This window comes from Nocardioides sp. HDW12B, from assembly GCF_011299595.1.
Taxonomy (GTDB): domain Bacteria; phylum Actinomycetota; class Actinomycetes; order Propionibacteriales; family Nocardioidaceae; genus Marmoricola_A.
This window is the reverse complement of sequence record NZ_CP049867.1, coordinates 2,156,097-2,178,786: the sequence shown is the minus strand read 5'-3', so window position 1 is coordinate 2,178,786 and position 22,690 is coordinate 2,156,097. Positions and strand designations below refer to the sequence as shown.

Sequence of the window (22,690 nt, the reverse complement as noted above, 5' to 3'; positions counted from 1 at the left end):
GCCTGACAGGCTGGGGCGCGTGGAGGTACTCCCCGACGTCGTCGCGCCGGACCCGGTCGTGGTGTTCTGCGGCCGGGCCGGGGCAGGCACGCGTCCGCGCGAGCACTACTACGAGTCCCCGGGCAACAACTTCTGGGAGATGCTCGACCTGAGCGGTCTGACGCCGGGGCGCCTGCGGCCCGAGGACGACCGGCTCGCGGCCGAGCACGGCTTCTGCCTCACCGACCTCGTCGGTGGTCGGGAGCGCTTCGACGTGGACATCGACGACCTGGTCGCGAAGGTGGAGCGCTGGCAGCCCGAGTGGCTGGCCTTCACCAGCAAGACGACCGCGCAGGAGGCGGCCGGCGTGCTGGGGGAGGAGGCCCGCCGTTTCCGGCGCGTGGGGCTCGGCCCGGCCGACTGGTACGTCGGCGGGGCGCAGGTCTTCGTGCTGCCCGGGACGTCGGGGGCCAACCGGCGCCGCGACTACGACGGCCGGGTCGACCGGTTGTCGTGGTGGACGGACCTCGCCGCCCTCGTCGGTCGCTGAGGCCCCCCGGCGTGTGCGGCCTCGGCCGCGCGGGTAGGTCTTGCCCATGACCAGCAACCCGCCCGACTCCTCGTCCCCCTCGCCCGCCGCCTCTCCGGACGGCCCCGACGGGATGGACGACTACCCCGGCAACAGCCCGGACGCGGGCCGGGTCGAGGCCGAGGAGATGGACGGCGACTCCGACGGCGGTGACAGCCGCCAGCAGGGCTGACTCACCCCGGGACGGGGAGGGAGAGCCGCACGACCGTCCCGCCGGTCTCCGGCGTCGTGATGCTGAGCTCTCCGCCGGCCACCGAGGCCCGGTCGTGCATCGCGGCGAGGCCGAGGTGCCCACGGCGGTCGTCCGTGCTTCCTGCGACGAAGCCCCGGCCGTCGTCGCTCACGGTGACCACGAGGGCACCGACCTCGCGCTCGAGGGCGACGGTCACGTGCTCGGGGTCGGCGTGCTTGCGGGCGTTGACCATCGCTTCGCGGGCCACCCGGTAGGCGGTGATGCGCTCCGCGTCACCGAGCTGCAGGTCGTCGACACCGAGCACCTGCCAGTCGACGTCGGTGTCGGTGAAGACGACCTCGGCGGCGGAGGCGAGCGCGGCGCGCAGGCCGAGCTCCTCGGCGGGTGACTCCAGGTCGAAGAGCAGGTGCCGGAGCCGGTCGGTCGCGGCGGACACGGCCTTCTGCACGTCGTCGACGGTCTCGACGAGCTCGGGAGCCGACCGGGCGGCCCGGCGACGGAGCACGCCCATCCGCAGGTCGACGACGGCCAGCGCCTGCACCGAGTCGTCGTGGACGTCGGCGGCGATCTGGGCCCGCTCGGCCTCCTGCGCCTGCACCAGGCGGTTGAGGAGCCGGGCGCGCTGGTCGGCGATGTCCCGCAGGGCGGCCTCCTGGCGCCGCATCTCGCGGATGTCGCGCTGGATGGTGGCCAGTCCGAAGGGCTCGCCGGTGTCGGGGTCGCGCATCACGAAGGTGGAGATCGCCACCGGGATCGGTGGTGAGCCGTCCACCGGGACGAGCTCGGACTGGCCCTCCCAGAACCCGGTCTGCAGCAGCACGGGCCAGCGCTTGGCGAACCCGGCCTCCCCGACGCCCGGTGCCACCGTCGCCACCGTGAGCGTCTGGACGTCCCGGTCGTCCTCCATGCCCAGCAACCGGCGTCCGTTGGGGTTCAGGTAGACGATGTTGCCCTCGGAGTCGGACATGCCGATCAGGTCGGTGGAGGCCTCGACCAGCGCCTGGAAGCGACGCAGGTCGGTGGTGGCGATCCCCAGGACCGATCTCGCGGCCACGCGGTCGTTGCCGACGGTCCGGATGCCTCGGGTGACGGCCACGGCCGCCGCCGCGACGAAGGCGAGGGTCGCGGCGGTCGAGTGGGTCTCGCCGGCCGAGTGGGTCACGCTGACGAGGCTCAGGCCCACGACGGCCAGCCCCACCATCGTGGCGGGGACGGCGACCCCCGGGGCGGGCGTGGGAGGGGGCAGCTCACCGATGAGCCGACCGGGGTCGCGACGGCGTCCGGGGGCGGCGGCCACGGCGAGGGCGAGCACGAGGGTGGACACGACCGAGACGGCCACCAGGAGGTTGCCCGGTCGCCACTGCCCCGCGGCGAGCAGGACGAAGTAGGCGACGTCGACGACGACGTAGCCGACGATGCCCGCGATGGCGAGCCAGTCGGAGCCGGTGAGCCGGTGACGACCGGCCGCGACGAGGCTCGCGACGGCCATCAGCAACGCCAGGTCGACCACGGGGTAGACGAGGTTGAACGCCACCGAGTCGGCGGCGACCCCCGGCTGCTCGGTGAGCGTGCGGACGGGCCCGCGGAGGAGCAGGATCACCGCACCGAGGAGGAGCAGCGAGGCCCCCAGCGCGTCGAGGACGACGAGCATGGGGAGTCGTGGGGCGAGGTCCCGCACCCGGAGGACCACGGCGAGGATGAGCAGCAGGCTCGAGCCCACCCAGGCCAGGTCGGCGACCGACGGGAAGGGGAGAGGGTCGCCGAGGCTCACGAAGGACAGCGTGAGGGCGAACCCGAGCGCACGCAGCACGAGCGCGACGGCGATGCTGCTCGCGGCCGGGATGCTGCTCGGGGGGCGAAGGACCCAGAGCACGGCGAGTGCCGCGATGAGCGTGTACGACGACCCCTGCAGGAGGCCGTCGAACCACGGCTCGAACCCGGGAGCGGGTCGCACCCCGGGGACCGTCCAGATCGTGTAGGCCACGACGAGGGCGACGACGACGTACTGCAGGGCACGACCGTGGCGCAGGCGTGCGCTCAGGTGCCGGCGGACATCGATGGTGCCCCGGCCGGAGGGACCGGTGCTCGGCGGGCCGGAGGGGTCCTCGGACACCGTGGCCCCCTCGCTGTGTGCTGTCCCGGACGTGGTCCGATCACCGTACCCGTCCGGTCCCGGGGAGGGCAGGCCCGCGACGCGAGGAACCCCGGTCAGACGGGGGAGGCTGACCGGGGTTCGACCCTAGAGTAGGACACTCGTCCAAGTCTGTCTGAACCAGGTCGGCGCCGGCCGGTGTCGGGCAAGCGTCAGCGCCAGAGCAGCAGCACGAGCAGCGCGGTGACCACGGCGGAGACCATCAGCGACCCGGCGCAACCGAGACGGTTGCTGAAGAAGAAGAACACGGTGGGGCAGCCGCCTGACGTCGTCGACAAAGGTCACGGCCCCACGCCTGGGAGGTGCGAGGGGCCGTGAGGCTGACGGTACGGGGAGCGGGACGGGGGCGTCACACCCGAGCGGGGGTGCGCCGCCCGGGATCAGGGCTTGCCACGCAGGGGACCGGTGGCGGTGCCGGTGAAGGTGTAGGTCACCCCGTCCTCGACGAAGGTCTCGCCGAAGGAGCACGTGATCGAGCCGGCCGGGAGCGCGCCCCTCTTCGCGATCGTCTCGGTCTCCGTGGTCTCACCGTCGGAGAAGGTGAAGGTGAAGACGTAGGGGACCAGCACCTTGCCGGTCCCGGCGATGAAGCCGGGCGTCCACTCGCCGCCGCCCGGAGGCGGCACGATGCTGACCTCACCGAGGCCGGGGCACGTGGCCGCGATCGGCACGACCTGGGGAGACGAGGTGGGCGCGGCCGAGGCCGGTGCGGCCGCGAGCGAGGCGGCGAGGAGACCGGTGAGACCGGCGAGGACGGCGGCGGTGGAGCGGCGACGGGACATGGTTTCCCCCTGTGAGGTGTGGTTCGGTCCCTTCGACGGTGACCCCGTCGGCGCGGGGCGGACCACGGTCGGAGGTCCCTTGCGCCTCGCCTCCCCGGGTCAGTCCGGTTCGGGCCCGAGTTCCGTACGCCGCTCCGGCGTCGGCACCAGGCCGTGCTCCACACCCCAGAGCACCGCCTGGACCCGGGTTGTCACACCGATGGTGCGATAGGCCTCACGGATGTAGCTCTTGACGGTGTTGAGGGTGAGGTAGGTCCGCTCGCAGATCTCGTTGTTGCTCAGCCCCTGGGCGATGAGGCTGACGATCTCGGCCTGCCGCGGCGAGAGCCCGGCCGCACGCCCGGGCCAGTCGCCGACGGTCTGCTCGGGGTCGGCGCCCGGACCTGCGGCGACGTCGCCGTGGTCGACGACCTGCTCCCCGGCGGCGAGCCGCTCGAGCGCGGAGACGACCGACGTGGCGTCCAGTGACTTCGACAGCCAGCCGCGTGCTCCCGTCGCGAGCGCCTGGTCGACGAGGTCGTCGCGCGTGGTCCAGGTGTAGACCGCGACGGCGCCGACGGTGCTCTGGGCGACGAGGCGCGCCAGGTCGTCGGTGTGGAGGGGGTGGGCGGCGAAGCAGTCGTAGAGCGCCACGTCGACGCTCTGCTCCACCTCGGCCCCGAGGTCGAGCTCGACGACCAGCACCCGCTCGGTGAAGCTCGCGAGCATGTCGCGCAGCCCCTTGACGACGACCTCGAAGTCGTTGACGAGGGCGACGCAGACCGGTCGCGGGATGTCTTCGGGCACGAGGGGAAAGTACTCGCTGCGCGCCCGGGGGAGCCAGTGCCCCCGGAGGTCCCGGCCCTCCTCCCAGTGGAGCCGGGACCCTCGTGTGACAGACACAGCCGCCACTTGTCCGACGTTAGTGGGGCGAGCGGGATGAATGGGGCGCAAGTCGTGGAGAGGTGACCTAGGTCCCTGACAAGACGCGCTGACTCGTGAGTCAGCGCCGACGTCCCCCGGAGCCGGCCGGGGCCTATCGTGGGGGCGTGACGTTGCGACTGATCGGTGCCGGTCTGCCGCGCACCGGTACGTCGTCGCTGCGCGAGGCCCTGCGCCACCTGCTGGACGCGCCGGTCTACCACATGAGCGAGGCGTTCGCGCACCCCGAGCACCTCCCCACCTGGGTCGCTGCCCTCGAGGGACGGTCCCCGGTCTGGGAGGACTTCCTGGCCGGGTACGCCGCGGGCGTCGACACCCCGTTCTCCAGCTGCTGGCGTGACCTCGCCTCCGCCCACCCGGACGTGCCGGTCCTGCTGTCGCACCGGGGCAGCGCGGACACCTGGTTCGCCAGCATGGACGCCACCGTGCTGGCCGCGACCCGGAGGATCCTGGCCCGGAACGACCCCGACGACCCGATGACGCCGCTCTTCGGCGTGATGTTCGCCGACGTCTTCGCCGACCCGCACGACCCGGTCGACGTCAGGGCCGGCTACGAGCGCCGGCTCGCGGAGGTGCGCTCGGAGATCGACCCTCGACGGCTGGTCGAGTGGCAGCCCGGTGACGGCTGGGAGCCGCTCTGCCGCGCGCTCGACGTACCGGTGCCGGACCTGCCGTTCCCGCACGAGAACACCCGCGCCGACTTCGTCGCCCGCAATGCGGCACGCGACTGATCCAGGGAGGCGGCTATGCGCAGAGTGGGACGAACTGCGTGACGTCGCCGGTCACGACCTCCGACGTGACTGCAGCACCACCGGGGGCGACACCTCGGGCCACGAAGTGGTGGATCTCGAAGCCCGGGTTGACGCAGTCGCCCAGCATGAAGAGCCCGCGGACGTTGACAGTGCCGTCCGTGCCGACCGTTGCCTCGGCGCCGTGGAGGACGTCGACGCCGCCGACGACGACCTTGCTGCCAGGGTCGAGGCCGGAGCCCTGGACCGACCAGATGCACTGCACCTGCGGGAACGCGGCGCACGCCGTCATCTCGTAGGTGAGCGTCAGCGATGCCGGTCCCGTGACTGTTCCGCCACCTCGGGCGTAGGTCGACACGCACTGGCCGACGTTCCTGTAACCCAGCGACGCGTGCTCGACCTGACATCGCTTCGCCCAGTCAGCGTTGCTCGAAGCGACACCGGCTGTCGGCGTCAGGAACATGATCACGACTGCCGAAACGGCAACGAACGCTGTCTTCATCGGGGCCCTCGGTTTCTTGTGCCCGAGGCATTAAGCATCCTCCTCGGAGGGGCAGGCACCACGGGCCAAGGGCGCGAGACGGACAGGACGAACGTCAGGACTGCGGGTCGAGCGGTCTAGCGGATCCTGTTCAACGGGAGGCACGAGGAGTATCCCTGGAGGAGCGCTCGCCCGGGGTGGGGTGGCCTGTGGGGGCCTTGAGCGCATTCACAGAGGGGGCACCATGAAGATCGCACGACGCGCCATGGCAGGAACGCTGGCCGCAGCCACGTGCTGGGCTATGCCGGCACCAGCAGATGCAGGCGAGGTGGCGCCGGACCTGCAGGTCACGGCCAAGCCCTGGACGGAGTACTTCGTCGACAACGGGCCCCGAGGGGAGAGCCCCGGAGACACGTTCGGTTTCACGGAGAAGCTGTTCCAGCGTGGGGAGCGTGTGGGGCGTGATGCTGTCGAGTGCACGATCAAGCGTGTGACGCGGCAGTCGTTCACGATGCAGTGCGTCGGCACCCTGACGCTCAGGGGTCGCGGGCAGATCACCATCCAGGGCGCGATCACCTTCTCGGAGACCAGTGGCGACAGCTTCTCTCTCGCCGTCACCGGTGGCACCGGTGAGTTCAGGGGCGTGAACGGAGAGATGGTGGTCGTCGAGCGCGACGGGCCCGACCGGTACCTGCTCTACTTCGACTGAGTGCCTGGACCGGGGCATCGCCGGGGCCGTACCGCGAACGAGGCCCACGTCGACTTCCCGCCCTCGCGGAGCAGGTCGGTGCCCCAGTCGGTGCTGCACGCGTCGACGAGCCACAACCCGCGGCCGTGCTCGTCGCCGTCCACGACGTGCCCGGCCAGGCTCAGGCGCGGACGCTCGAGCGAGTCGTCGGACACCGTCAGCCTCACGTGCGACGGCAGCTCCTCGATCCGGATCCGTACGTGCGACCGGGCATGGACGACGGCGTTGGTGACCAGCTCGCTCACGACGAGCAGGAGGTCGTCGAGGAGGTCGGGCAGCTCGTGCTGGCGGCTCCACCACGCGACGAAGGCGCGTGCCTGAGCCGGCGACGTCGTCGACGCGGTCACGTCCAGCTCGTCAGCCCAGCCGACGCCCGGAGTCACGGGGCGTGCGGGGCCGGCGCGGGGATGCTGGTCGACGGATGACGGTGAGGCGCGGTGCCGGTGATGACGGTGCCCTCCAGAAGGGCTCTGCGTGCTCTGGTCGGTCGGCGACGCCGGTCTCCCGAGCACTGCGTGCCCCTCCACCATCCTCCTCAGGGAGGCATGCACCTAATGACCGGACTCAGCGGTGCGGCGCGAGCCCGGTCGGTGCCCCGGGGGAGGAGTCGGCGGTAAACCAGGAAGAGGCCCCCAGGAGGGGCCTCTGACCTGCGACTTCGGTGGGCGATACTGGGTTTGAACCAGTGACCTCTTCCGTGTCAAGGAAGCGCGCTACCACTGCGCCAATCGCCCGGGAACTGCGAGGTGGAGACGGGATTTGAACCCGTGTAGACGGATTTGCAGTCCGTTGCCTCGCCTCTCGGCCACTCCACCAGTGGAGGGGCCGATCACGCCGGATCTGCGACCCTTCTCCGAGCGGACGACGAGGCTCGAACTCGCGACCTCAACCTTGGCAAGGTTGCGCTCTACCAACTGAGCTACGTCCGCCTGCAACTCCGGGCCCCTCGCGGGGCCTGTCGTGCGAGACGAAACTGTAGCGGACAGTCCCGTCAGCACCAACTCGGGGGTGCCCCCGCGGGCCGTGCCGGTGTCCTAGGTTGGAGCCATGCAGGCGTGGGTGAACGGACAGCTGCTCGAGGACCCGACGGCACCGGCCCTGCCGGTCACCGACCACGGGTTCACCGTGGGTGACGGCGTCTTCGAGGCCGTCAAGATCGTCGAGGGCCGGCCCTTCGCGCTGACGCGCCACCTCGACCGGCTGACGGCCTCCGCGCGCGGCCTCGGGCTGCCCGAGCCCGACCTCGAGCGGGTGCGGGCCGGCGTCGAGGAGGTGCTCGCCGCCGAGCACCTGCCGCTGGGACGGCTGCGCGTCACCTACACCGGCGGCCCGGCGCCGCTCGGCTCCGGGCGCGGTGACGCCGAGCCCACCCTGGTCGTCGTCGCCGCACCCCTGCAGGCCTGGGAGGGACCGGCACGGGTCACGGTCGTCCCGTGGCCGCGCAGCGAGCGCGGGGCGGTCGCCGGGCTCAAGACCACGTCGTACGCCGAGAACGTGGTCGCGCTGGCGCACGCGGCGACGGTGGGGGCGGGGGAGGCGGTGTTCGCCAACACCAAGGGCGACCTGTGCGAGGGCACCGGGTCCAACGTCTTCTACGTCGTCGACGGCCAGCTGCGGACGCCGACGCTGCAGTCGGGCTGCCTCGCCGGCATCACCCGGGCGCTGCTGGTCGAGTGGTGCGACGTCGTCGAGGTCGACGAGCCGGTCGGCGTGCTGGCGCGCGCCGACGAGATCTTCCTGGCCTCCACGACGCGCGACGTCCAGGCCGTCGCCTGGTGCGACGGACGGGAGCTCGAGACGCCCGGCCCGGTCACCGCCGCAGCAGCGGCGACGTGGGCAGCCCGTGAAGCAGCCGACCTCGACCCGTAGGTCGCGGGTCGCCGAGGTCGCAACCCTGTCCTGTCGGACCGTCTGCGCCCCCAGGCGCGGTCCTGTCCTGTCGGACCGTCTGCGCCCCCAGGCGCGGTCGAGCACGTCAGGACCGGTCGACCGGCCCGCCGGAGCAGGACGGTCAGGCGGCCTCGGCCAGGATCGCGGCGATGGCGCCGTCGATGTCGACGAGGTGGGTCTCGGCGCCCGGCGCGACCAGCTGCGTCATCTCGGTGACGAAGGCGGTGATGTCGGAGGTGCGGGCCTGGACCAGCGCCTCGCCGTCGGGCGAGCACAGCTCGATCATCACGACCGAGTGGGCGTCGGTGTCGAGGCAGGGCCACACGTGGACGTCGCCGTCGCCGGTGGGCTCGTAGAGCCCGCCGATGAGCAGGTCGCGACCGAAGGTCCAGCGGACCTCGCCGGCCACGGTGAGGAAGGTGGCGGTGACCGCGAAGGGGTCAGCCGGGTTGTACGAGAGCTCGGTGTCGAGCGGGGTAGCCGCACCGGTCGCGTCGATCAGGTCCAGCGTCAGCGTCTTGGTGACGGTGGTGACGACCCGCTTGGTGTTGATGTGCTGCTCCATCTGAATGCCTCTCCCTTGGCAGTAACGTCTAGGAGACGGCCTCCCAGGGCCTCCATGACGCCGATTCGGGGACTTTTCCGGGACTTCTTTCCCGGGCCCTTCCTCGCGACCAATATTCCTCCCAGGTCGGGACCAAAGTCCATTAGAACCGGGATATTGCCGCGTGATTGACCTCAGATGACTAGTCAGGTCTGGCTATGGGTGGTGCTGCCGTTGTCCGTTCGGATGGGGGACCAACCCGAACATCGCGGTGATAGCCCCCCGAAACGGGCAGCGACTGGTCGAGACCAGCCCGGATGACCACCTCAGGATGGTCCCCCGAGCGGGCGGTGCGCAGGTGCCAGGACCAAGGTCCTAGTCGGGTCACCGCGGACATCGGGTCGACGTCCGGTCGTGACGTCCCGAAACGGACATCCCGCGAGGGGCCGGTGCGACGCGAGCCGGACGTCGGCGGGACGGCTGGCCGGGACCGCCCGATGTGAACGACGACGCGACGATGAGATACTGTGACCCGCGCGTCGCCCGGCCGGACCGGGCACGACGTACGAGGGCGATTGGCGCAGTGGTAGCGCGCTTCGTTCACACCGAAGAGGTCACTGGTTCGAGCCCAGTATCGCCCACCGCTCCTCCTCCGAGGCCGGCCCCGCGACGCGGAGCCGGCCTCGAGTGCCCTCAGCCCCCGGCCAACTCGGGGGGCAGTGGTTGTCGGCACTCGGCGCCGTCGCAGGCGCGGAGCCGGGACAGCACCTCGCGCAGCAGCGCCTGGGTCGCGGCGTACTCCGGCCGGCCCGCGAGGTTGACGTACTGCTCCGGGTCGGTGCGGAGGTCGTAGAGCTCCTCCTCGCCGGTGGCGAGGTCGACGTACAGGAAGTGCGCGGTGCGCACGCCGATCGCGTACCGGATGTCGGCCGTGCCGCCGCCGCCGAGCGGACGGCCGGCCTCGTCGGTGTCGCGCACGATGCTGCCCTCGGGTCGGCTCTCGGTGAGCACACCCCGTTGCCAGCCGACGTCACCGTTGCGCGCCACGGACAGCACCGACTGGCCGTCCACCGTGGCCGGCGGCACCACGCCCGCGGCCGCGGCGAAGGTCGGGGCCAGGTCCATCGACATGACCGGGTCACGGCGGATTGCGCCCGCCGGGATGCCCGGGCCGCGCATCAGCAGCGGCACCCGGATGGACGGCTCGTGCGGAAAGACCTTGCCGTGGCGGAAGCGCTGCTCGCCGAGGTAGAAGCCGTTGTCGGAGGTGAACACGACCAGGGTCCGGTCCAGCTCGCCGGTGGCGCGCAGCGTCTCGATCGTGCGCTCCACCTGCTGGTCCACGACCCACAGCGCCTCGGCGCGCTGCCGGGTCTCCTCGAGCATGGCTGCCCGCTCCGCGTCGTTGAGGGGCGGCCGGACGGCGAGGTAGGCCGGCTTGTCGCTGAAGTCGGGGTCGTGCCAGGACGCTCCGGGCGCGGCGGTGAGCGTCCGGTCGAAGCGGCCCTTGACGTCGTCGGGGCGTGCCGTGGTGCCGAAGTGCTCGAGCTTCCCGTCCGAGCGCTTCACGTCTCCGGGGTCGTCGGGCTCGATCGGCCCGCCGTTGTGCGGGGCGGTGAAGGCGACCTGCAGGTAGAAGGGGCGTGCGCCGGCCGCGCGACGGGTGACGATCTCCCGGGCGATCCGGCCGTAGGCGCGGGTCTGGTACTGGCCCTCGAGAGGCTGGAAGCCCTCGCCGTTGCGGCTCAAGGTCGTGTCGAAGAACTCGTAGGTGCTGCCCCGAGCCGGGTGGCCGGGAGGCAGGCCGCCGTCGAGGGAGGCCCGCCACTGCGTCCATCCCGGCGGCACGTAGTGGACCGAGCTCCCCGACGTCGCGCCCGGCTCGCGCATGAAGCCGTAGCCGTTGAGGTACTTCCCGAGGTGGATCGTGGCGTAGCCGGCGTGCTGGAGCCAGGTCGCGACCGTGGACCGGTCGTCGAACGAGCGGAACCCCCAGGGCGCGTACACGTGGAAGACACGGTGGTTGTGGGTGTAGCGACCGGTCAGGGCCGAGGCCCGGGCCGGGCAGCACAGCGGGTTGGGCGAGAAGGAACGGCTGAAGGTCACGCCCTCGCCGCCGATCAGGCGCCGTGTGCGCGGCATGAAGCGCAGGTCGTCGGCCCGCATGTCGTCGACCATGAGCAGCACGATGTTCGGCCGCGCCGGTGCTGATGCCGGTGCCGGTGCCGCTGCCGCCCGCGCCGCAGGGGCGGGGCTGGGTGCGACTCCGACCAGCAGGGCGAGCAGCAGGGCGAGCAGCGCCGCCGGCAGCAGCGCGGCCCGGATGGCGGGTGGCCGGCCCGGACGCGACCATGTCGGAGAGGTCATGGCCCCACCCGACCAGGGAGCCGCCGCGCGTCCCCAGTGGCGGGGGCCACGAAGACCGATGACGATGGTCGTCGGCGCCGCGGTCCACTGGTCACGCCGCGAACTCGGGTGAAGGTGACGACGGGCGCTGGATACCATCGCCACGGCCGACGTACGTCGACCCGGTGGCCGCGAGCGCGCGGCCCGCCGACCGTCACGACCAGGGAGTTCCCGTGTCCGAGATCAAGGTGACCGTCGTCCACGCAGCAGAGCGCGCGGAGCGAGCCGTCACCACGGGCACCAAGGCCTGGGAGCTGTTCGCCGAGTCGCCCGAGGTGATCGCGGCGCGTGTCGGCGGTGAGCTGCGCGACCTCGCCCACGAGCTGGCCGACGGCGACGTGGTCGAGGGGGTCGCGATGTCGGAGCCGGACGGCCTCGACATCCTGCGCCACTCGACCGCCCACGTGATGGCCCAGGCCGTCCAGGAGCTGTTCCCCGACGCCAAGCTGGGCATCGGCCCGCCGATCGAGAACGGCTTCTACTACGACTTCGACGTCGCTGAGCCGTTCGTCCCGGAGGACCTCGAGAAGATCGAGACCCGGATGCGCAAGATCATCAAGGAGGGCCAGCGCTTCTCGCGACGCGCGGTCTCTGACGGCGACGCGATCGCCGAGCTCGCGGACGAGCCCTACAAGCTCGAGCTCATCGGCCTCAAGGGCTCCGGCTCGGCCGACGACGCCGCCGAGGGGGCCAACGTCGAGGTCGGCGCCGGCGAGCTGACGATCTACGACAACCACCGCCGCAACGGCGACCTGGCCTGGAAGGACCTGTGCCGCGGCCCGCACCTGCCCACCACCAAGCGCATCCCGGCGTTCAAGCTGATGCGCTCGGCGGCGGCGTACTGGCGCGGCGACGAGAAGAACAAGCAGCTGCAGCGTCTCTACGGCACCGCCTGGCCGTCGAAGGAGGAGCTGGAGGCGCACCTCGAGCGCATCGCCGAGGCGGAGCGTCGCGACCACCGCAAGCTGGGGCGAGAGCTCGACCTCTTCTCCTTCCCCGACGAGCTCGGCTCCGGCCTCGCGGTCTTCCACCCCAAGGGCGGCGTCATCAAGCGGGAGATGGAGGACTACGTCCGCCGCCGGCACATCGAGGAGGGCTTCTCCTACGTCGGCACGCCGCACATCTCCAAGGACGGCCTCTTCCACACCTCGGGCCACCTGCCCTACTACGCCGACGGCATGTTCCCGCCGATGAAGCTCGACGGCGCGGAGTACCGCCTCAAGGCGATGAGCTGCCCGATGCACAACCTCATCTACCAGTCCCGCGGCCGCTCCTACCGCGAGCTGCCGCTGCGGCTCTTCGAGTTCGGCGGCGTCTACCGCAACGAGAAGTCGGGCGTCGTCCACGGCCTCACCCGCGTGCGCGGGATGACGCAGGACGACTCGCACTCCTACGTCACCCCCGAGCAGGCCCCGGCGGAGATCAAGCACCTGCTCGACTTCTGCCTCAGCCTCTTCCGCGACTTCGGCCTCGACGACTTCTACCTCGAGCTGTCGACCCGTGACGACTCCAAGCCCGACAAGTTCGTCGGCTCCGACGAGGAGTGGCAGGTCGCCACCAAGGTGCTCTCCGACGTCGCCACCGAGTCCGGCCTCGAGCTGGTCCCCGACCCCGGCGGCGCGGCGTACTACGGACCGAAGATCTCGGTGCAGGCGCGCGACGCCATCGGCCGGACCTGGCAGATGTCGACCATCCAGTACGACTTCAACCAGCCGCGCGGCTTCGAGCTCGAGTACGTCGCCGCGGACGGCTCGCGCCAGCGCCCGGTGATGATCCACTCGGCCAAGTTCGGCTCGATCGAGCGGTTCCTCGGCGTGCTCGTCGAGCACTACGCCGGCGCCTTCCCGCCCTGGCTCGCGCCGGTGCAGGTGGTCGGCATCCCGGTGGCCGAGCGCCACCAGGACTTCCTGTTCGAGACCGCCGAGAAGATGCGGCGGCTCGGCCTGCGGGTCGAGATCGACGGCAGCGACGAGCGGATGCAGAAGAAGATCCGCAACGCCCAGCTGGAGAAGGTGCCCTTCATGATGCTGGTCGGCGACCGCGACCTCGAGGCCGGCGCGGTCTCGTTCCGCTACCGCAACGGCGAGCAGGAGAACGGCGTACCCGTCGACGAGGCGATCGCACGCGTCCAGGCCGCGGTGGCCGGCCGCGAGCAGGTCTGAGGCGCGGGTGAGCGAGCAGGGGAGCGAGAGCCCCGGGACCACCCACCACCAGGGCGGGGCGGGAGAGCCCGACGCCCTCGAGCGGCTGTGGACGCCGCACCGGATGGCCTACATCTCCGGCGAGAACAAGCCGGCCGACGGCACCTCCGAGACCTGTCCGTTCTGCCAGATCCCGCAGATGGGTGACGAGGACGGCCTGGTCGTGCACCGCGGCGAGCAGTGCTTCGTGGTGCTCAACCTCTACCCGTACTCGTCGGGCCACCTCATGGTCTGCCCCTTCCGGCACGTCGCGAGCTACCCCGACCTGACCGAGGAGGAGACCGTCGAGGTCGCCCACCTCACCCAGCGGGCGATGCGGGTCATCAAGGCCGTCAGCGGTGCCCACGGCTTCAACCTCGGGATGAACCAGGGGTCGGTCGCGGGTGCCGGCATCGCCGCTCACCTGCACCAGCACGTCGTGCCGCGCTGGGGCGGCGACGCCAACTTCATGCCGATCATCGGGCGCACCAAGACGCTGCCGCAGCTGCTGACCGAGACCCGCCGGCTGCTCGCGGAGGCCTGGGACACGGTGTGACCCGGGCGACCGTCTAGTCTGGCGTCGCCATGATGGAAAGATTCCGCGCGTTCTGGACCAGCCTCTTCAACCCGGTGGTCCGGGGCCTCCTGCGAGCCGGGGTCAGCCCCGACGTCGTCACCCTGGTCGGCACCCTCGGCGTCTGCGCCGGCGCGGTGGTCTTCTTCCCGCAGGGCGAGCTGCTCGTCGGCGTGCTGGTGATCACCGCCTTCGTGTTCTCCGACCTCGTCGACGGCGCGATGGCGCGCCAGTCCGGCCGGACCAGCAGCTTCGGCGCGTTCCTCGACTCCACCCTCGACCGCATCGCCGACGCCGCCATCTTCGGCGCGCTGGCGATGTACTACGTGGGCCCCGGCGAGAACGACCTGCTCGCCGCCCTGGCGATCTACTGCCTGACGATGGGCTCGGTCACCTCCTACGCCCGCGCCCGCGCCGAGTCGCTGGGCATGCAGGCCAAGGTCGGCATCGCCGAGCGCGCCGACCGGCTCGTGGCGATCCTCGTCATGACCGGCGTGGCCGACCTGCTCAACGTCCTCGGGGTCGGCGAGGGCGCGCTCGTGCTCATCCCGATCACCCTCGCGGTGCTCGCCATCGCCAGCACCGTCACCGTGGTGCAGCGCATCCTCGTGGTCCGGCAGCAGGCCCACGGCCTGACCCCGTGAGCCCCCACCCGGTCCTGGCCACCCTGGAGCGGGCGTTCGCCTCCGGCACCGAGCAGGCGGTCGCGGCGGCCTACGTCGCCGGCTGGCGGGGCGTCGGCCGGCTGTCGGAGGACCACGCCCGCGCGCTCTTCGACCGCATCGCGGCCCGCATGCACGCCCGGCACGGCACCTCCGTGCACCGGCTCCGGGCCAACCTGGCGCGAGTGCGCCCCGAGCTCGACCACGACGCCCTCGACGAGCTGACCCGCGAGGGAGTGCACTCCTACCTGCGCTACTGGTGCGAGTCGTTCCGGCTGCCGTCGTGGCCCACCGACGACCTCGTCGCCCGCGTCACGACGGTCCACGAGGAGCGGCTGCGCACGCCGTACGACGCGGGGAGGGGGGTGGTCGCCGCCCTGCCCCACCAGGGGAACTGGGACTGGGCCGGTGCCTGGGCCTGCGCCACCGGCGCGCCGGTGATGACGGTCGCCGAGCGGCTGCGCCCCGAGCGCCTGTACGACGAGTTCGTCGCCTTCCGGTCCTCGCTGGGCATGACGATCCTGCCGCTGACCGGCGGCGAGCCGCCCCTGCCGCGACTGGCCGAGCACGTCCGGGCCGGCGGGTTCGCCCCGCTGCTGGCCGACCGCGACCTCAGCCGCAGCGCCGTCGACGTCACGCTCTGCGGCCACGCGGCCCGGATGCCGCGCGGGCCCGCCGCCCTGGCGCTGGAGACCGGGGCCGCCCTGGTGCCGATCACGACCGCCTACCGCGGCGACCGGCTCCAGATCACGTTCCACCAGGAGGTGGACGTCGCCGCGCTGGGCGTGGAGACCGCCACCCAGCGGGTCGCCGACGCGTTCACCGACGCGCTGGTCGCGGACCCCGCCGACTGGCACATGATGCAGCGGGTCTTCGTCGACGACCTCCCCGCGCCGGAGCCCCGGGGGGAGAGCGCATGAGCGCGCGACGGCCGCCCGTGCCTGCGCCCGCCCCCCACGGCCTGCGCGTCGGCATGGTGTGCCCCTACTCGCTCGACACCTTTGGCGGCGTCCAGCAGCACGTCGCCGGCCTGGCCGCCGGCCTGCGCGCCGCCGGGCACCACGTCGAGGTGCTCGCACCCGGCGACACCGACCGCGCCCGGTCCCCCCACGTGACGGTGGTGGGGGAGGGACAGGCGCTGCCGTTCAACGGCTCGGTCGCCCCGGTGCGGATGGGGGCGCGCCGCCAGGTCCGCGCCTGGCTCGCGCAGGGCCGCTTCGACGTCGTCCACGTCCACGAGCCGGCCGCACCGAGCACGTCCTTCACCGCGGTCCGCGCGCTGCTCGAGGAGCCGGTGCCGGTGGTGGCCACCCACCACATCGCCCAGGACCGCGCGCTGGCGCTGCGGGTGGCGGCCCCGACCGTGCTGCGCCAGGTGCTGCCGCGCATCGACGCGCACATCGTCGTCTCCGAGGAGGCCCGCCGCACGCTGCTGCGCTACCACCAGGTCGACGCGGTCCCGGTCCCGAACGGCGTCACGGTGGCCGACCTCGACCGCACCCGCACCGCGCCGCCGCTCGCCGAGCGCCACGACCTGGTCTTCGTGGGGCGTCCGGACGAGCCCCGCAAAGGCCTGCAGGTCCTGCTCGAGGCGCTGCCCGAGATCGTGGCCCGCCACCCGGGCACCCGGCTGGTCGTGGTCGGCGGCGACCGGCTGCCGCGGGAGCCGGCCTCGGCGCTGCGCCGCGCGCTGGAGCCGCTGGGGCTCGCCGTCGACGACGTGGTCGAGGCGGCCGGACGACTCAGCGACGACGGCAAGGTCGAGCGCTTGGCCCGGGCCCGGGTGCTCGTGGCCCCCAACACCGGGGGCGAGAGCTTCGGCATCGTGCTGACCGAGGCGATGGCGGCCGGGCTCCCGGTCGTGGCCAGCGACCTCGTCGCCTTCCGTGCCGTGCTCGACGACGGCCGCCGCGGGCTGCTGGTGCCGTCGGAGGACGCCGCCGCCCTGGCCGCCGGGGTGTGCACCCTGCTGGGTGATCTCGCTCTCAGCGAGCAGCTCGCGCGGGCCGGCCACGAGGCGGCGTACGCCTGTTTCGACTGGTCCGTCGTCGCGCCGCAGGTGCTCGAGGTGTACGCCGACGCGGGTGCCGGTCAGGACGCTCCCGGGGGCGGACGCCGGGGGCCCCGTCTCGGTTGGTCTCCGGCACCGTCGGGGACGTAACCTGGAGACGTGAACGCACCGCAGACCTCCCCCCAGCAGACCGAGAACGTCCCGCACGAGAACCGGCTCACCGGCACCGACGGCGTCAAGCGCGGCATGGCCGAGATGCTCAAGGGCGGCGTCATCATGGACGTCGTGACCGCCGAGCAGGCGAAGATCGCCGAGGACGCCGGTGCCGTCGCGGTGATGGCGCTCGAGCGCGTGCCCGCCGACATCCGGGCCCAGGGCGGCGTGTCGCGGATGAGCGACCCCGACATGATCGACAGCATCATCGAGACCGTCTCCATCCCGGTGATGGCCAAGGCCCGCATCGGCCACTTCGCCGAGGCCCAGGTCCTGCAGAGCCTCGGGGTCGACTACATCGACGAGTCCGAGGTGCTGAGCCCGGCCGACTACGCCAACCACATCGACAAGTGGCAGTTCACCGCCCCCTTCGTGTGCGGCGCCACCAACCTCGGTGAGGCGCTGCGTCGCATCTCCGAGGGCGCGGCGATGATCCGCTCCAAGGGCGAGGCCGGCACCGGTGACGTCTCCAACGCCGTCACCCACATGCGCACGATCCGCGCCGAGCTGCGCCGCCTGTCCTCGCTGCCTGCCGACGAGCTCTACGTCGCGGCCAAGGAGCTGCAGGCGCCGTACCCGCTGGTCCGCGAGGTCGCCGAGACCGGCAAGCTCCCCGTCGTGCTCTTCACCGCGGGCGGCATCGCCACCCCGGCCGACGCGGCGATGATGATGCAGCTCGGCGCCGAGGGCGTCTTCGTCGGCTCGGGCATCTTCAAGTCCGGCAACCCGGTGCAGCGCGCCGAGGCGATCGTCAAGGCCACCACCTTCTACGACGACCCCGACGTCGTCGCGAAGGTGTCGCGCGGCCTCGGCGAGGCCATGGTCGGCCTCAACGTCGACGAGATCCCCGAGCCGCACCGGCTCTCCGAGCGCGGCTGGTGACCACGGGCGCCACGGCTCCCTCCTCCGCTCCCGCGTCCGCGGCGCCCCGCATCGGGGTGCTCGCGCTGCAGGGCGACGTGCGCGAGCACGTCGCGATGCTCGCCGCCGTCGGCGCGCAGGGCGTGCCGGTACGTCGTGCCCGTGAGCTCGGCGAGGTCGACGGGCTGATCCTCCCCGGCGGGGAGTCGACGACGATGTCGAAGCTCGCCCGCGTCTTCGACCTGCTCGAGCCGCTGCGGGAGGCGGCGCGCGACGGCCTGCCGATGTTCGGCACCTGCGCCGGGATGATCATGCTGGCCGACCGCATCGAGGGCGGGACCGCCGACCAGGAGACCATCGGCGGGCTCGACGTGGTCGTGCGCCGCAACGCCTTCGGCCGCCAGGTCGACTCCTTCGAGGCCGACCTGCACCTGGAGCACCTGGGCTCGCTCGACCGCCCCTTCCACGCCCTCTTCATCCGCGCGCCCTGGGTGGAGAAGGTCGGTCCCGACGTCGAGGTCGTCGGCACCGTGGCCACCGGACCCGCCACGGGTAGGATCGTCGCGGTCCGGCAGGCGCACCTCGTCGCCACGTCGTTCCACCCCGAGGTCACCGGCGATCCGCGAGTGCACGCGTTCTTCGTCGACGTCGTGCGCGGCACCTCCCGCTCCTGAGGGCGGGTACGTCGCGCCGGGCCTCCCGCCGCACCAGAACGCCGCACGAACGCCGCACGAACGCCGCACGAACGCCGCACGAACGCCGCACGACGCCGCACGGGAAACGCCGTCGCAGGAGAAAGAGGGGACCATGTCAGGCCACTCCAAGTGGGCGACCACGAAGCACAAGAAGGCCGTCATCGACGCCCGCCGCGGCAAGATGTTCGCCAAGCTGATCAAGAACATCGAGGTCGCCGCGCGCATGGGCGGCGGGGACATCTCCGGCAACCCGACGCTCTACGACGCCATCCAGAAGGCCAAGAAGTCCTCGGTCCCCAACGACAACATCGACCGCGCGGTCAAGCGCGGCTCGGGCGCCGAGGCCGGCGGGGCCGACTACACGACGATCATGTACGAGGGTTACGGCCCCGGCGGGGTCGCGATCCTCATCGAGTGCCTGACCGACAACAAGAACCGGGCCGCCATGGAGGTCCGCACCGCGGCCACCCGCAACGGCGGCTCGCTGGCCGACCCGGGCTCGGTCGCCTACCTCTTCCACCGCAAGGGCGTCGTGGTGCTGCCCAAGCACCAGGAGGGCCGCGAGGTCAGCGAGGACGACGTCCTCGAGGCGACCCTCGACGCCGGCGCCGAGGACGTCAACGACCTGGGGGATTCCTTCGAGGTGCTCAGCGAGGCCACCGACCTGGTCGCCGTACGCACGGCGCTGCAGGAGGCCGGGCTCGACTACGACTCCGCCGAGGCGCAGTTCGTGCCTTCGATGGAGGTCACCGTCGACGCCGAGGGGGCCGGCAAGGTGATGCGCCTCGTGGAGGCGCTCGAGGACCTCGACGACGTGCAGAACGTCTTCGCCAACGTCGACATCCCCGACGAGGTCATGGCCTCCCTCGACGCCTGAGCGGCGCGTCGGTCGACGGCCGACGGGCGACGCTGGGCTAGCGTTGGTCCGAACACCTGTTCGGACGGAAGGCAGCCCATGCTCGTGCTCGGGATCGACCCCGGCCTCACGCGCTGCGGCGTCGGCGTGGTCACCGGCGACGTCGGCCGACCGCTGTCGCTCGTCGACGTGGGCGTCCTGACGAGCCCTGCGGGCGCGTCGCTGGCCGACCGGCTGCTGCTCATCGACCAGCAGATCGAGACGTGGCTCGACCGGCACACGCCCGACGCCGTCGCGGTGGAGCGGGTCTTCAGCCAGCACAACGTCCGCACGGTCATGGGCACCGCCCAGGTCAGCGGGCTGGCGCTCGTCGCCGCGGCACGCCGGGGCATCCCGGTGGCGACGTACACCCCCAGCGAGATGAAGGCGGCCGTCACCGGCAGCGGTCGCGCCGACAAGCAGCAGGTCGGGGCGATGGTCACCCGCCTGCTCCGGCTGCCGCAGAAGCCGACCCCGGCGGACGCCGCCGACGCGCTCGGGCTGGCCATCTGCCACGTCTGGCGCGGGGGCGCCCAGGCCCGGTTCCAGGACGCCGTACGCCGTCACACGGCGGGTGTCGCGGGGAGCGGCTCGTGATCGCCTTCGTCCGGGGCCAGGTGGCCCAGGTGGGGCTCAGCTCCGCCGTGCTCGACGTCAACGGCGTCGGCATCGAGCTGCTGTGCAACCCCGGCACGCTCGCGACCCTGCGCAACGGGGCCACCGCCACGCTGCCGGCCAGCCTCGTCGTGCGGGAGGAGTCGCTGACGCTCTTCGGCTTCCTCGACGAGGACGAGAAGTCGCTGTTCGTGCTGCTGCAGACCGCGAGCGGGGTCGGGCCCAAGCTGGCGCAGGCGATGCTCGCCGTGCTCTCGCCCGACGACCTGCGCCGCGCGGTCATCGGCGAGGACGTCCGCACCCTGACCCGGGTGCCGGGCATCGGCCAGAAGGGCGCCCAGCGCATCATCCTCGAGCTCAAGGACCGCATCGGCCCGCCCTCGTCGGGGACCACGACGGCCGCGCCCGTGGTGGCCACCGATGCCGAGCCGGTGTGGCGCGTCCAGGTGCGCGAGGCCCTCGTCGGCCTGGGCTGGTCGAGCAAGGAGGCCGACAAGGGCATCGCGCTCGCCGTGCCCGACGAGGACGACGTGCCCGACGTGGCCACCGTGCTGCGGATGGCGCTGCGCGCGATGAGCGGGCGCTGACATGGACCCCGAGGTGGAGCGCGAGGTCGAGCTGAGCGCCGCCGAGATCGCCTACGTCGAGAGCCGGGCCCTGGTCGACGGCCAGGCCGACCTCGAGGACCGGGTCGTCGAGGCCGCCCTGCGACCGCGCACCCTCGACGAGCTGATCGGGCAGGAGCGGGTGCGCGAGCAGCTGGCGCTGGTGCTCCACGCCGCGCTCGGACGCGGCCGGGCGCCCGACCACGTCCTGCTCAGCGGGCCGCCGGGGCTGGGCAAGACCACGATGGCGATGATCATCGCCGCCGAGGTGGGGGCACCGCTGCGCCTGACCAGCGGCCCGGCCATCACCCACGCCGGCGACCTCGCTGCAATCCTCTCGGGGCTCAACGAGGGCGACGTGCTGTTCGTCGATGAGATCCACCGGATGGCGCGCCCGGCCGAGGAGATGCTCTACCTGGCCATGGAGGACTTCCGTGTCGACGTCGTCGTCGGCAAGGGGCCCGGCGCGACCGCGATCCCGCTGGAGCTGCCGCCCTTCACCCTGGTCGGCGCCACCACGCGAGCCGGTCTGCTGCCCGGGCCGCTGCGCGACCGGTTCGGCTTCACCGCCCACCTCGACTTCTACGAGCCGCACGAGCTCGACCTGATCGTGCGTCGCAGCGCACGGCTGCTCGACGCCTCGCTGACCGACGACGGCGCCGCCGAGATCGCGAGCCGCAGCCGGGGCACGCCCCGCATCGCCAACCGGCTGCTGCGCCGGGTCCGCGACTACGCCCAGGTCCGGGCCGACGGGGTCTGCACCCTCGAGGTGGCCCACCGCGCCCTGGACCTCTACGAGGTCGACGCCAGCGGTCTCGACCGGCTCGACCGCGGCGTGCTCGACGCGCTGTGCCGTCGTTTCGGCGGCGGCCCGGTCGGGCTCAGCACGCTCGCCGTGGCCGTGGGGGAGGAGCGCGAGACCGTCGAGGAGGTCGCCGAGCCCTTCCTCGTGCGGCTCGGGCTGCTCGCCCGGACCCCGCGCGGCCGGGTCGCCACCGCCGCCGGCTGGGAGCACCTCGGTCTGCGGCCCCCGGCCGGCCTCGTCGGCTCGCCCGGCCCGGTGCCGGCGGCCGACGAGCCCGAGACCCTCTTCGGCTCCTGAACCACCCGCCTCATGTCGTCACCGACGTGGGGCGGGTCGCCGAGGACCCCGGACCGTCCGGACGTCGTCGCCGACGTGGGGCCGGTCGTCAGAGGTCGGTGACGACGTGAGGCCGGGGGAGTCCGGCCCTGAGGGTCTGCTGAAGGTCACCTGAGAGCCCGGGACCGCTTGCGTGGGCGGGCGCGGGCGAATCGGTTCTGGGAGTGGCGGGGGCTACACTCGGCCGTTGACCGGCCGACCCCCGGTCCCTGCGCCGTGCCGTCCGACGGGTCCCTCCGGGGGCTGCGACGGAGCGCCGGCGCAGATCAGAAGCTCGGCCCGCGGCTGGTCCCGGGCCCCGACGAGAGAGGTGCAGCGCGTGAACGGACTGGAGCAGCTGCTCCCCTTCGTGCTCATCTTCCTCGCGTTCTGGCTGCTGCTCATCCGGCCCCAGCGCAAGCGACAGCAGGAGCTGGCACGTGCCCAGGGCGAGGTCGTCATCGGTGACCAGGTGCTGCTCAGCGCCGGCATCGTGGGACACGTCCGGGAGGCCGGGTCGGAGTTCCTCAAGCTCGAGATCTCCCCGGGAGCCCACCTGACCGTGGCCCGTCAGGCGGTCGTGCGCACGCTGGTCGACCCGGTCGACACCACCGACCTGCCCGAGGACGACGAGCTCGCCCACGACGGCTCGGCGTACGACGACACGGCGGACGACGACACGACGTACGACGGCACGACGTACGAGGGCGGGACCGACCGCGGACCCGACGGGTCCGACCCGCACCGCCCCACCACCTCCTGACCCGCCCCTGACCAGCGCGGCCTCGCCGCGCTCCCGAACGAACCGAATCTGCGAGGAGCAGC

General features: G+C 72.3%; 24 protein-coding genes and 4 tRNA genes. 18 read left to right on the top strand and 10 right to left on the bottom strand.

All coding sequences use genetic code 11. From position 1 onward, the window contains the following. Positions 1–19: 19 nt before the first annotated feature. Entirely contained in the window at positions 20–529 is a 510-nt protein-coding gene (locus G7072_RS10210) for a mismatch-specific DNA-glycosylase (RefSeq protein WP_166086020.1), read from the top strand. 46 nt (positions 530–575) lie between these two features. Further along, positions 576–740 (top strand): hypothetical protein, encoded by a 165-nt coding sequence (locus G7072_RS10205; protein ID WP_166086018.1) that lies wholly within the window; start codon positions 576–578, stop codon positions 738–740. A gap of 1 nt (position 741) precedes the next feature. Here G7072_RS10205 and G7072_RS10200 read toward each other — a convergent pair whose 3' ends face one another. From G7072_RS10200 to G7072_RS10190, 3 genes are all read right to left on the bottom strand, one after another. Continuing rightward, on the bottom strand, positions 742–2,874 hold the full coding sequence (locus G7072_RS10200; RefSeq protein ID WP_166086016.1) for an ATP-binding protein: 2,133 nt from the start codon (positions 2,872–2,874) through the stop codon (positions 742–744). Between the two features lie 419 nt (positions 2,875–3,293). After that, the gene (locus tag G7072_RS10195) at positions 3,294–3,695 is read right to left on the bottom strand and encodes a hypothetical protein (protein ID WP_166086014.1); all 402 of its coding nucleotides are present in this window, start codon (positions 3,693–3,695) and stop codon (positions 3,294–3,296) included. 99 nt (positions 3,696–3,794) lie between these two features. Next, complete coding sequence (locus G7072_RS10190) at positions 3,795–4,481, bottom strand: response regulator transcription factor (protein ID WP_240916859.1); 687 nt, start codon at positions 4,479–4,481, stop codon at positions 3,795–3,797. A 242-nt stretch (positions 4,482–4,723) separates the two neighbouring features. Here G7072_RS10190 and G7072_RS10185 point away from each other — a divergent pair, with 242 nt between their 5' ends. Continuing rightward, positions 4,724–5,347: a sulfotransferase family protein gene (locus tag G7072_RS10185; protein ID WP_166086012.1), complete on the top strand. Its 624-nt coding sequence runs from the start codon at positions 4,724–4,726 to the stop codon at positions 5,345–5,347. Positions 5,348–5,360: 13 nt separating this feature from the next. Here the strand turns inward: G7072_RS10185 and G7072_RS10180 are convergent, their stop codons facing one another. After that, complete coding sequence (locus tag G7072_RS10180) at positions 5,361–5,867, bottom strand: hypothetical protein (protein ID WP_166086010.1); 507 nt, start codon at positions 5,865–5,867, stop codon at positions 5,361–5,363. A 223-nt stretch (positions 5,868–6,090) separates the two neighbouring features. On the opposite strand from G7072_RS10180, the gene G7072_RS10175 reads away from it, so the two are divergent. Continuing rightward, positions 6,091–6,555 (top strand): hypothetical protein, encoded by a 465-nt coding sequence (locus G7072_RS10175; RefSeq protein WP_166086008.1) that lies wholly within the window; start codon positions 6,091–6,093, stop codon positions 6,553–6,555. Here G7072_RS10175 and G7072_RS10170 read toward each other — a convergent pair. From G7072_RS10170 to G7072_RS10155, 4 genes are all read right to left on the bottom strand, one after another. Further along, positions 6,543–6,941 (bottom strand): ATP-binding protein, encoded by a 399-nt coding sequence (locus G7072_RS10170; RefSeq protein ID WP_166086006.1) that lies wholly within the window; start codon positions 6,939–6,941, stop codon positions 6,543–6,545. The two genes, G7072_RS10175 and G7072_RS10170, sit on opposite strands and share 13 nt — an antisense overlap. A gap of 315 nt (positions 6,942–7,256) precedes the next feature. Further along, positions 7,257–7,328, bottom strand: a tRNA-Val gene (locus G7072_RS10165). A gap of 10 nt (positions 7,329–7,338) precedes the next feature. Continuing rightward, positions 7,339–7,409: transfer RNA gene (locus tag G7072_RS10160), tRNA-Cys, on the bottom strand. Positions 7,410–7,450: 41 nt separating this feature from the next. Beyond that, positions 7,451–7,523 (bottom strand) — tRNA-Gly (locus G7072_RS10155). 118 nt (positions 7,524–7,641) lie between these two features. Here G7072_RS10155 and G7072_RS10150 point away from each other — a divergent pair. Beyond that, entirely contained in the window at positions 7,642–8,463 is an 822-nt protein-coding gene (locus G7072_RS10150) for an aminotransferase class IV (RefSeq protein ID WP_166086003.1), read from the top strand. A gap of 142 nt (positions 8,464–8,605) precedes the next feature. On the opposite strand, the gene G7072_RS10145 is transcribed toward G7072_RS10150, so the two are convergent. Further along, positions 8,606–9,049 carry an SsgA family sporulation/cell division regulator gene (locus G7072_RS10145; RefSeq protein ID WP_166086001.1) on the bottom strand — a complete coding sequence of 148 codons (444 nt, stop codon included), beginning with the start codon at positions 9,047–9,049 and terminating at the stop codon, positions 8,606–8,608. Positions 9,050–9,597: 548 nt separating this feature from the next. On the opposite strand from G7072_RS10145, the gene G7072_RS10140 reads away from it, so the two are divergent. Next, positions 9,598–9,669 (top strand) — tRNA-Val (locus G7072_RS10140). 52 nt (positions 9,670–9,721) lie between these two features. Here the strand turns inward: G7072_RS10140 and G7072_RS10135 are convergent. Beyond that, the gene (locus tag G7072_RS10135) at positions 9,722–11,395 is read right to left on the bottom strand and encodes a sulfatase (RefSeq protein ID WP_166085998.1); all 1,674 of its coding nucleotides are present in this window, start codon (positions 11,393–11,395) and stop codon (positions 9,722–9,724) included. Between the two features lie 212 nt (positions 11,396–11,607). Between G7072_RS10135 and thrS the strand changes: the two genes are divergently transcribed. From thrS to yajC, 12 genes are all read left to right on the top strand, one after another. Continuing rightward, complete coding sequence (gene thrS / locus G7072_RS10130; RefSeq protein WP_166085996.1) at positions 11,608–13,596, top strand: threonine--tRNA ligase; 1,989 nt, start codon at positions 11,608–11,610, stop codon at positions 13,594–13,596. 7 nt (positions 13,597–13,603) lie between these two features. After that, the gene (locus tag G7072_RS10125) at positions 13,604–14,170 is read left to right on the top strand and encodes an HIT domain-containing protein (RefSeq protein WP_240916858.1); all 567 of its coding nucleotides are present in this window, start codon (positions 13,604–13,606) and stop codon (positions 14,168–14,170) included. 29 nt (positions 14,171–14,199) lie between these two features. Further along, positions 14,200–14,832, top strand: coding sequence for a phosphatidylinositol phosphate synthase (gene pgsA, locus G7072_RS10120; protein WP_166085993.1), 633 nt, complete (start codon positions 14,200–14,202; stop codon positions 14,830–14,832). Beyond that, positions 14,829–15,770: a phosphatidylinositol mannoside acyltransferase gene (locus G7072_RS10115; protein WP_166085991.1), complete on the top strand. Its 942-nt coding sequence runs from the start codon at positions 14,829–14,831 to the stop codon at positions 15,768–15,770. The genes pgsA and G7072_RS10115 overlap by 4 nt, the downstream gene beginning before the upstream one ends. After that, positions 15,767–17,011 carry a glycosyltransferase family 4 protein gene (locus G7072_RS10110; RefSeq protein WP_240916856.1) on the top strand — a complete coding sequence of 415 codons (1,245 nt, stop codon included), beginning with the start codon at positions 15,767–15,769 and terminating at the stop codon, positions 17,009–17,011. The genes G7072_RS10115 and G7072_RS10110 overlap by 4 nt, the downstream gene beginning before the upstream one ends. 9 nt (positions 17,012–17,020) lie before the next feature. Beyond that, the gene (gene pdxS, locus G7072_RS10105; protein ID WP_166085989.1) at positions 17,021–17,956 is read left to right on the top strand and encodes a pyridoxal 5'-phosphate synthase lyase subunit PdxS; all 936 of its coding nucleotides are present in this window, start codon (positions 17,021–17,023) and stop codon (positions 17,954–17,956) included. Then, positions 17,953–18,609 carry a pyridoxal 5'-phosphate synthase glutaminase subunit PdxT gene (pdxT, locus tag G7072_RS10100; protein WP_277343365.1) on the top strand — a complete coding sequence of 219 codons (657 nt, stop codon included), beginning with the start codon at positions 17,953–17,955 and terminating at the stop codon, positions 18,607–18,609. Before pdxS ends, pdxT begins: the two co-directional genes overlap by 4 nt. Positions 18,610–18,742: 133 nt before the next feature. Continuing rightward, positions 18,743–19,507: a YebC/PmpR family DNA-binding transcriptional regulator gene (locus G7072_RS10095; protein ID WP_166085987.1), complete on the top strand. Its 765-nt coding sequence runs from the start codon at positions 18,743–18,745 to the stop codon at positions 19,505–19,507. A 78-nt stretch (positions 19,508–19,585) separates the two neighbouring features. Then, entirely contained in the window at positions 19,586–20,122 is a 537-nt protein-coding gene (ruvC, locus tag G7072_RS10090; protein ID WP_166085985.1) for a crossover junction endodeoxyribonuclease RuvC, read from the top strand. Then, entirely contained in the window at positions 20,119–20,727 is a 609-nt protein-coding gene (gene ruvA / locus G7072_RS10085) for a Holliday junction branch migration protein RuvA (protein WP_166085983.1), read from the top strand. Before ruvC ends, ruvA begins: the two co-directional genes overlap by 4 nt. Position 20,728: 1 nt before the next feature. Next, entirely contained in the window at positions 20,729–21,847 is a 1,119-nt protein-coding gene (gene ruvB, locus G7072_RS10080; RefSeq protein WP_166085981.1) for a Holliday junction branch migration DNA helicase RuvB, read from the top strand. A 358-nt stretch (positions 21,848–22,205) separates the two neighbouring features. Further along, complete coding sequence (yajC, locus tag G7072_RS10075; protein WP_166085978.1) at positions 22,206–22,628, top strand: preprotein translocase subunit YajC; 423 nt, start codon at positions 22,206–22,208, stop codon at positions 22,626–22,628. Positions 22,629–22,690 lie beyond the last annotated feature (62 nt).

Bases quoted from the DNA above. Each gene is read 5' to 3' on its own strand.
- G7072_RS10205 (WP_166086018.1), top strand. From the start codon at position 576: ATGACCAGCAACCCGCCCGACTCCTCGTCCCCCTCGCCCGCCGCCTCT.
- G7072_RS10195 (WP_166086014.1), bottom strand. From the start codon at position 3,695: ATGTCCCGTCGCCGCTCCACCGCCGCCGTCCTCGCCGGTCTCACCGGT.
- G7072_RS10180 (WP_166086010.1), bottom strand. From the start codon at position 5,867: ATGAAGACAGCGTTCGTTGCCGTTTCGGCAGTCGTGATCATGTTCCTG.
- G7072_RS10175 (WP_166086008.1), top strand. From the start codon at position 6,091: ATGAAGATCGCACGACGCGCCATGGCAGGAACGCTGGCCGCAGCCACG.
- G7072_RS10150 (WP_166086003.1), top strand. From the start codon at position 7,642: ATGCAGGCGTGGGTGAACGGACAGCTGCTCGAGGACCCGACGGCACCG.
- G7072_RS10145 (WP_166086001.1), bottom strand. From the start codon at position 9,049: ATGGAGCAGCACATCAACACCAAGCGGGTCGTCACCACCGTCACCAAG.
- G7072_RS10135 (WP_166085998.1), bottom strand. From the start codon at position 11,395: ATGACCTCTCCGACATGGTCGCGTCCGGGCCGGCCACCCGCCATCCGG.
- pgsA (WP_166085993.1), top strand. From the start codon at position 14,200: ATGATGGAAAGATTCCGCGCGTTCTGGACCAGCCTCTTCAACCCGGTG.
- G7072_RS10110 (WP_240916856.1), top strand. From the start codon at position 15,767: ATGAGCGCGCGACGGCCGCCCGTGCCTGCGCCCGCCCCCCACGGCCTG.
- G7072_RS10095 (WP_166085987.1), top strand. From the start codon at position 18,743: ATGTCAGGCCACTCCAAGTGGGCGACCACGAAGCACAAGAAGGCCGTC.
- ruvC (WP_166085985.1), top strand. From the start codon at position 19,586: ATGCTCGTGCTCGGGATCGACCCCGGCCTCACGCGCTGCGGCGTCGGC.
- ruvB (WP_166085981.1), top strand. From the start codon at position 20,729: ATGGACCCCGAGGTGGAGCGCGAGGTCGAGCTGAGCGCCGCCGAGATC.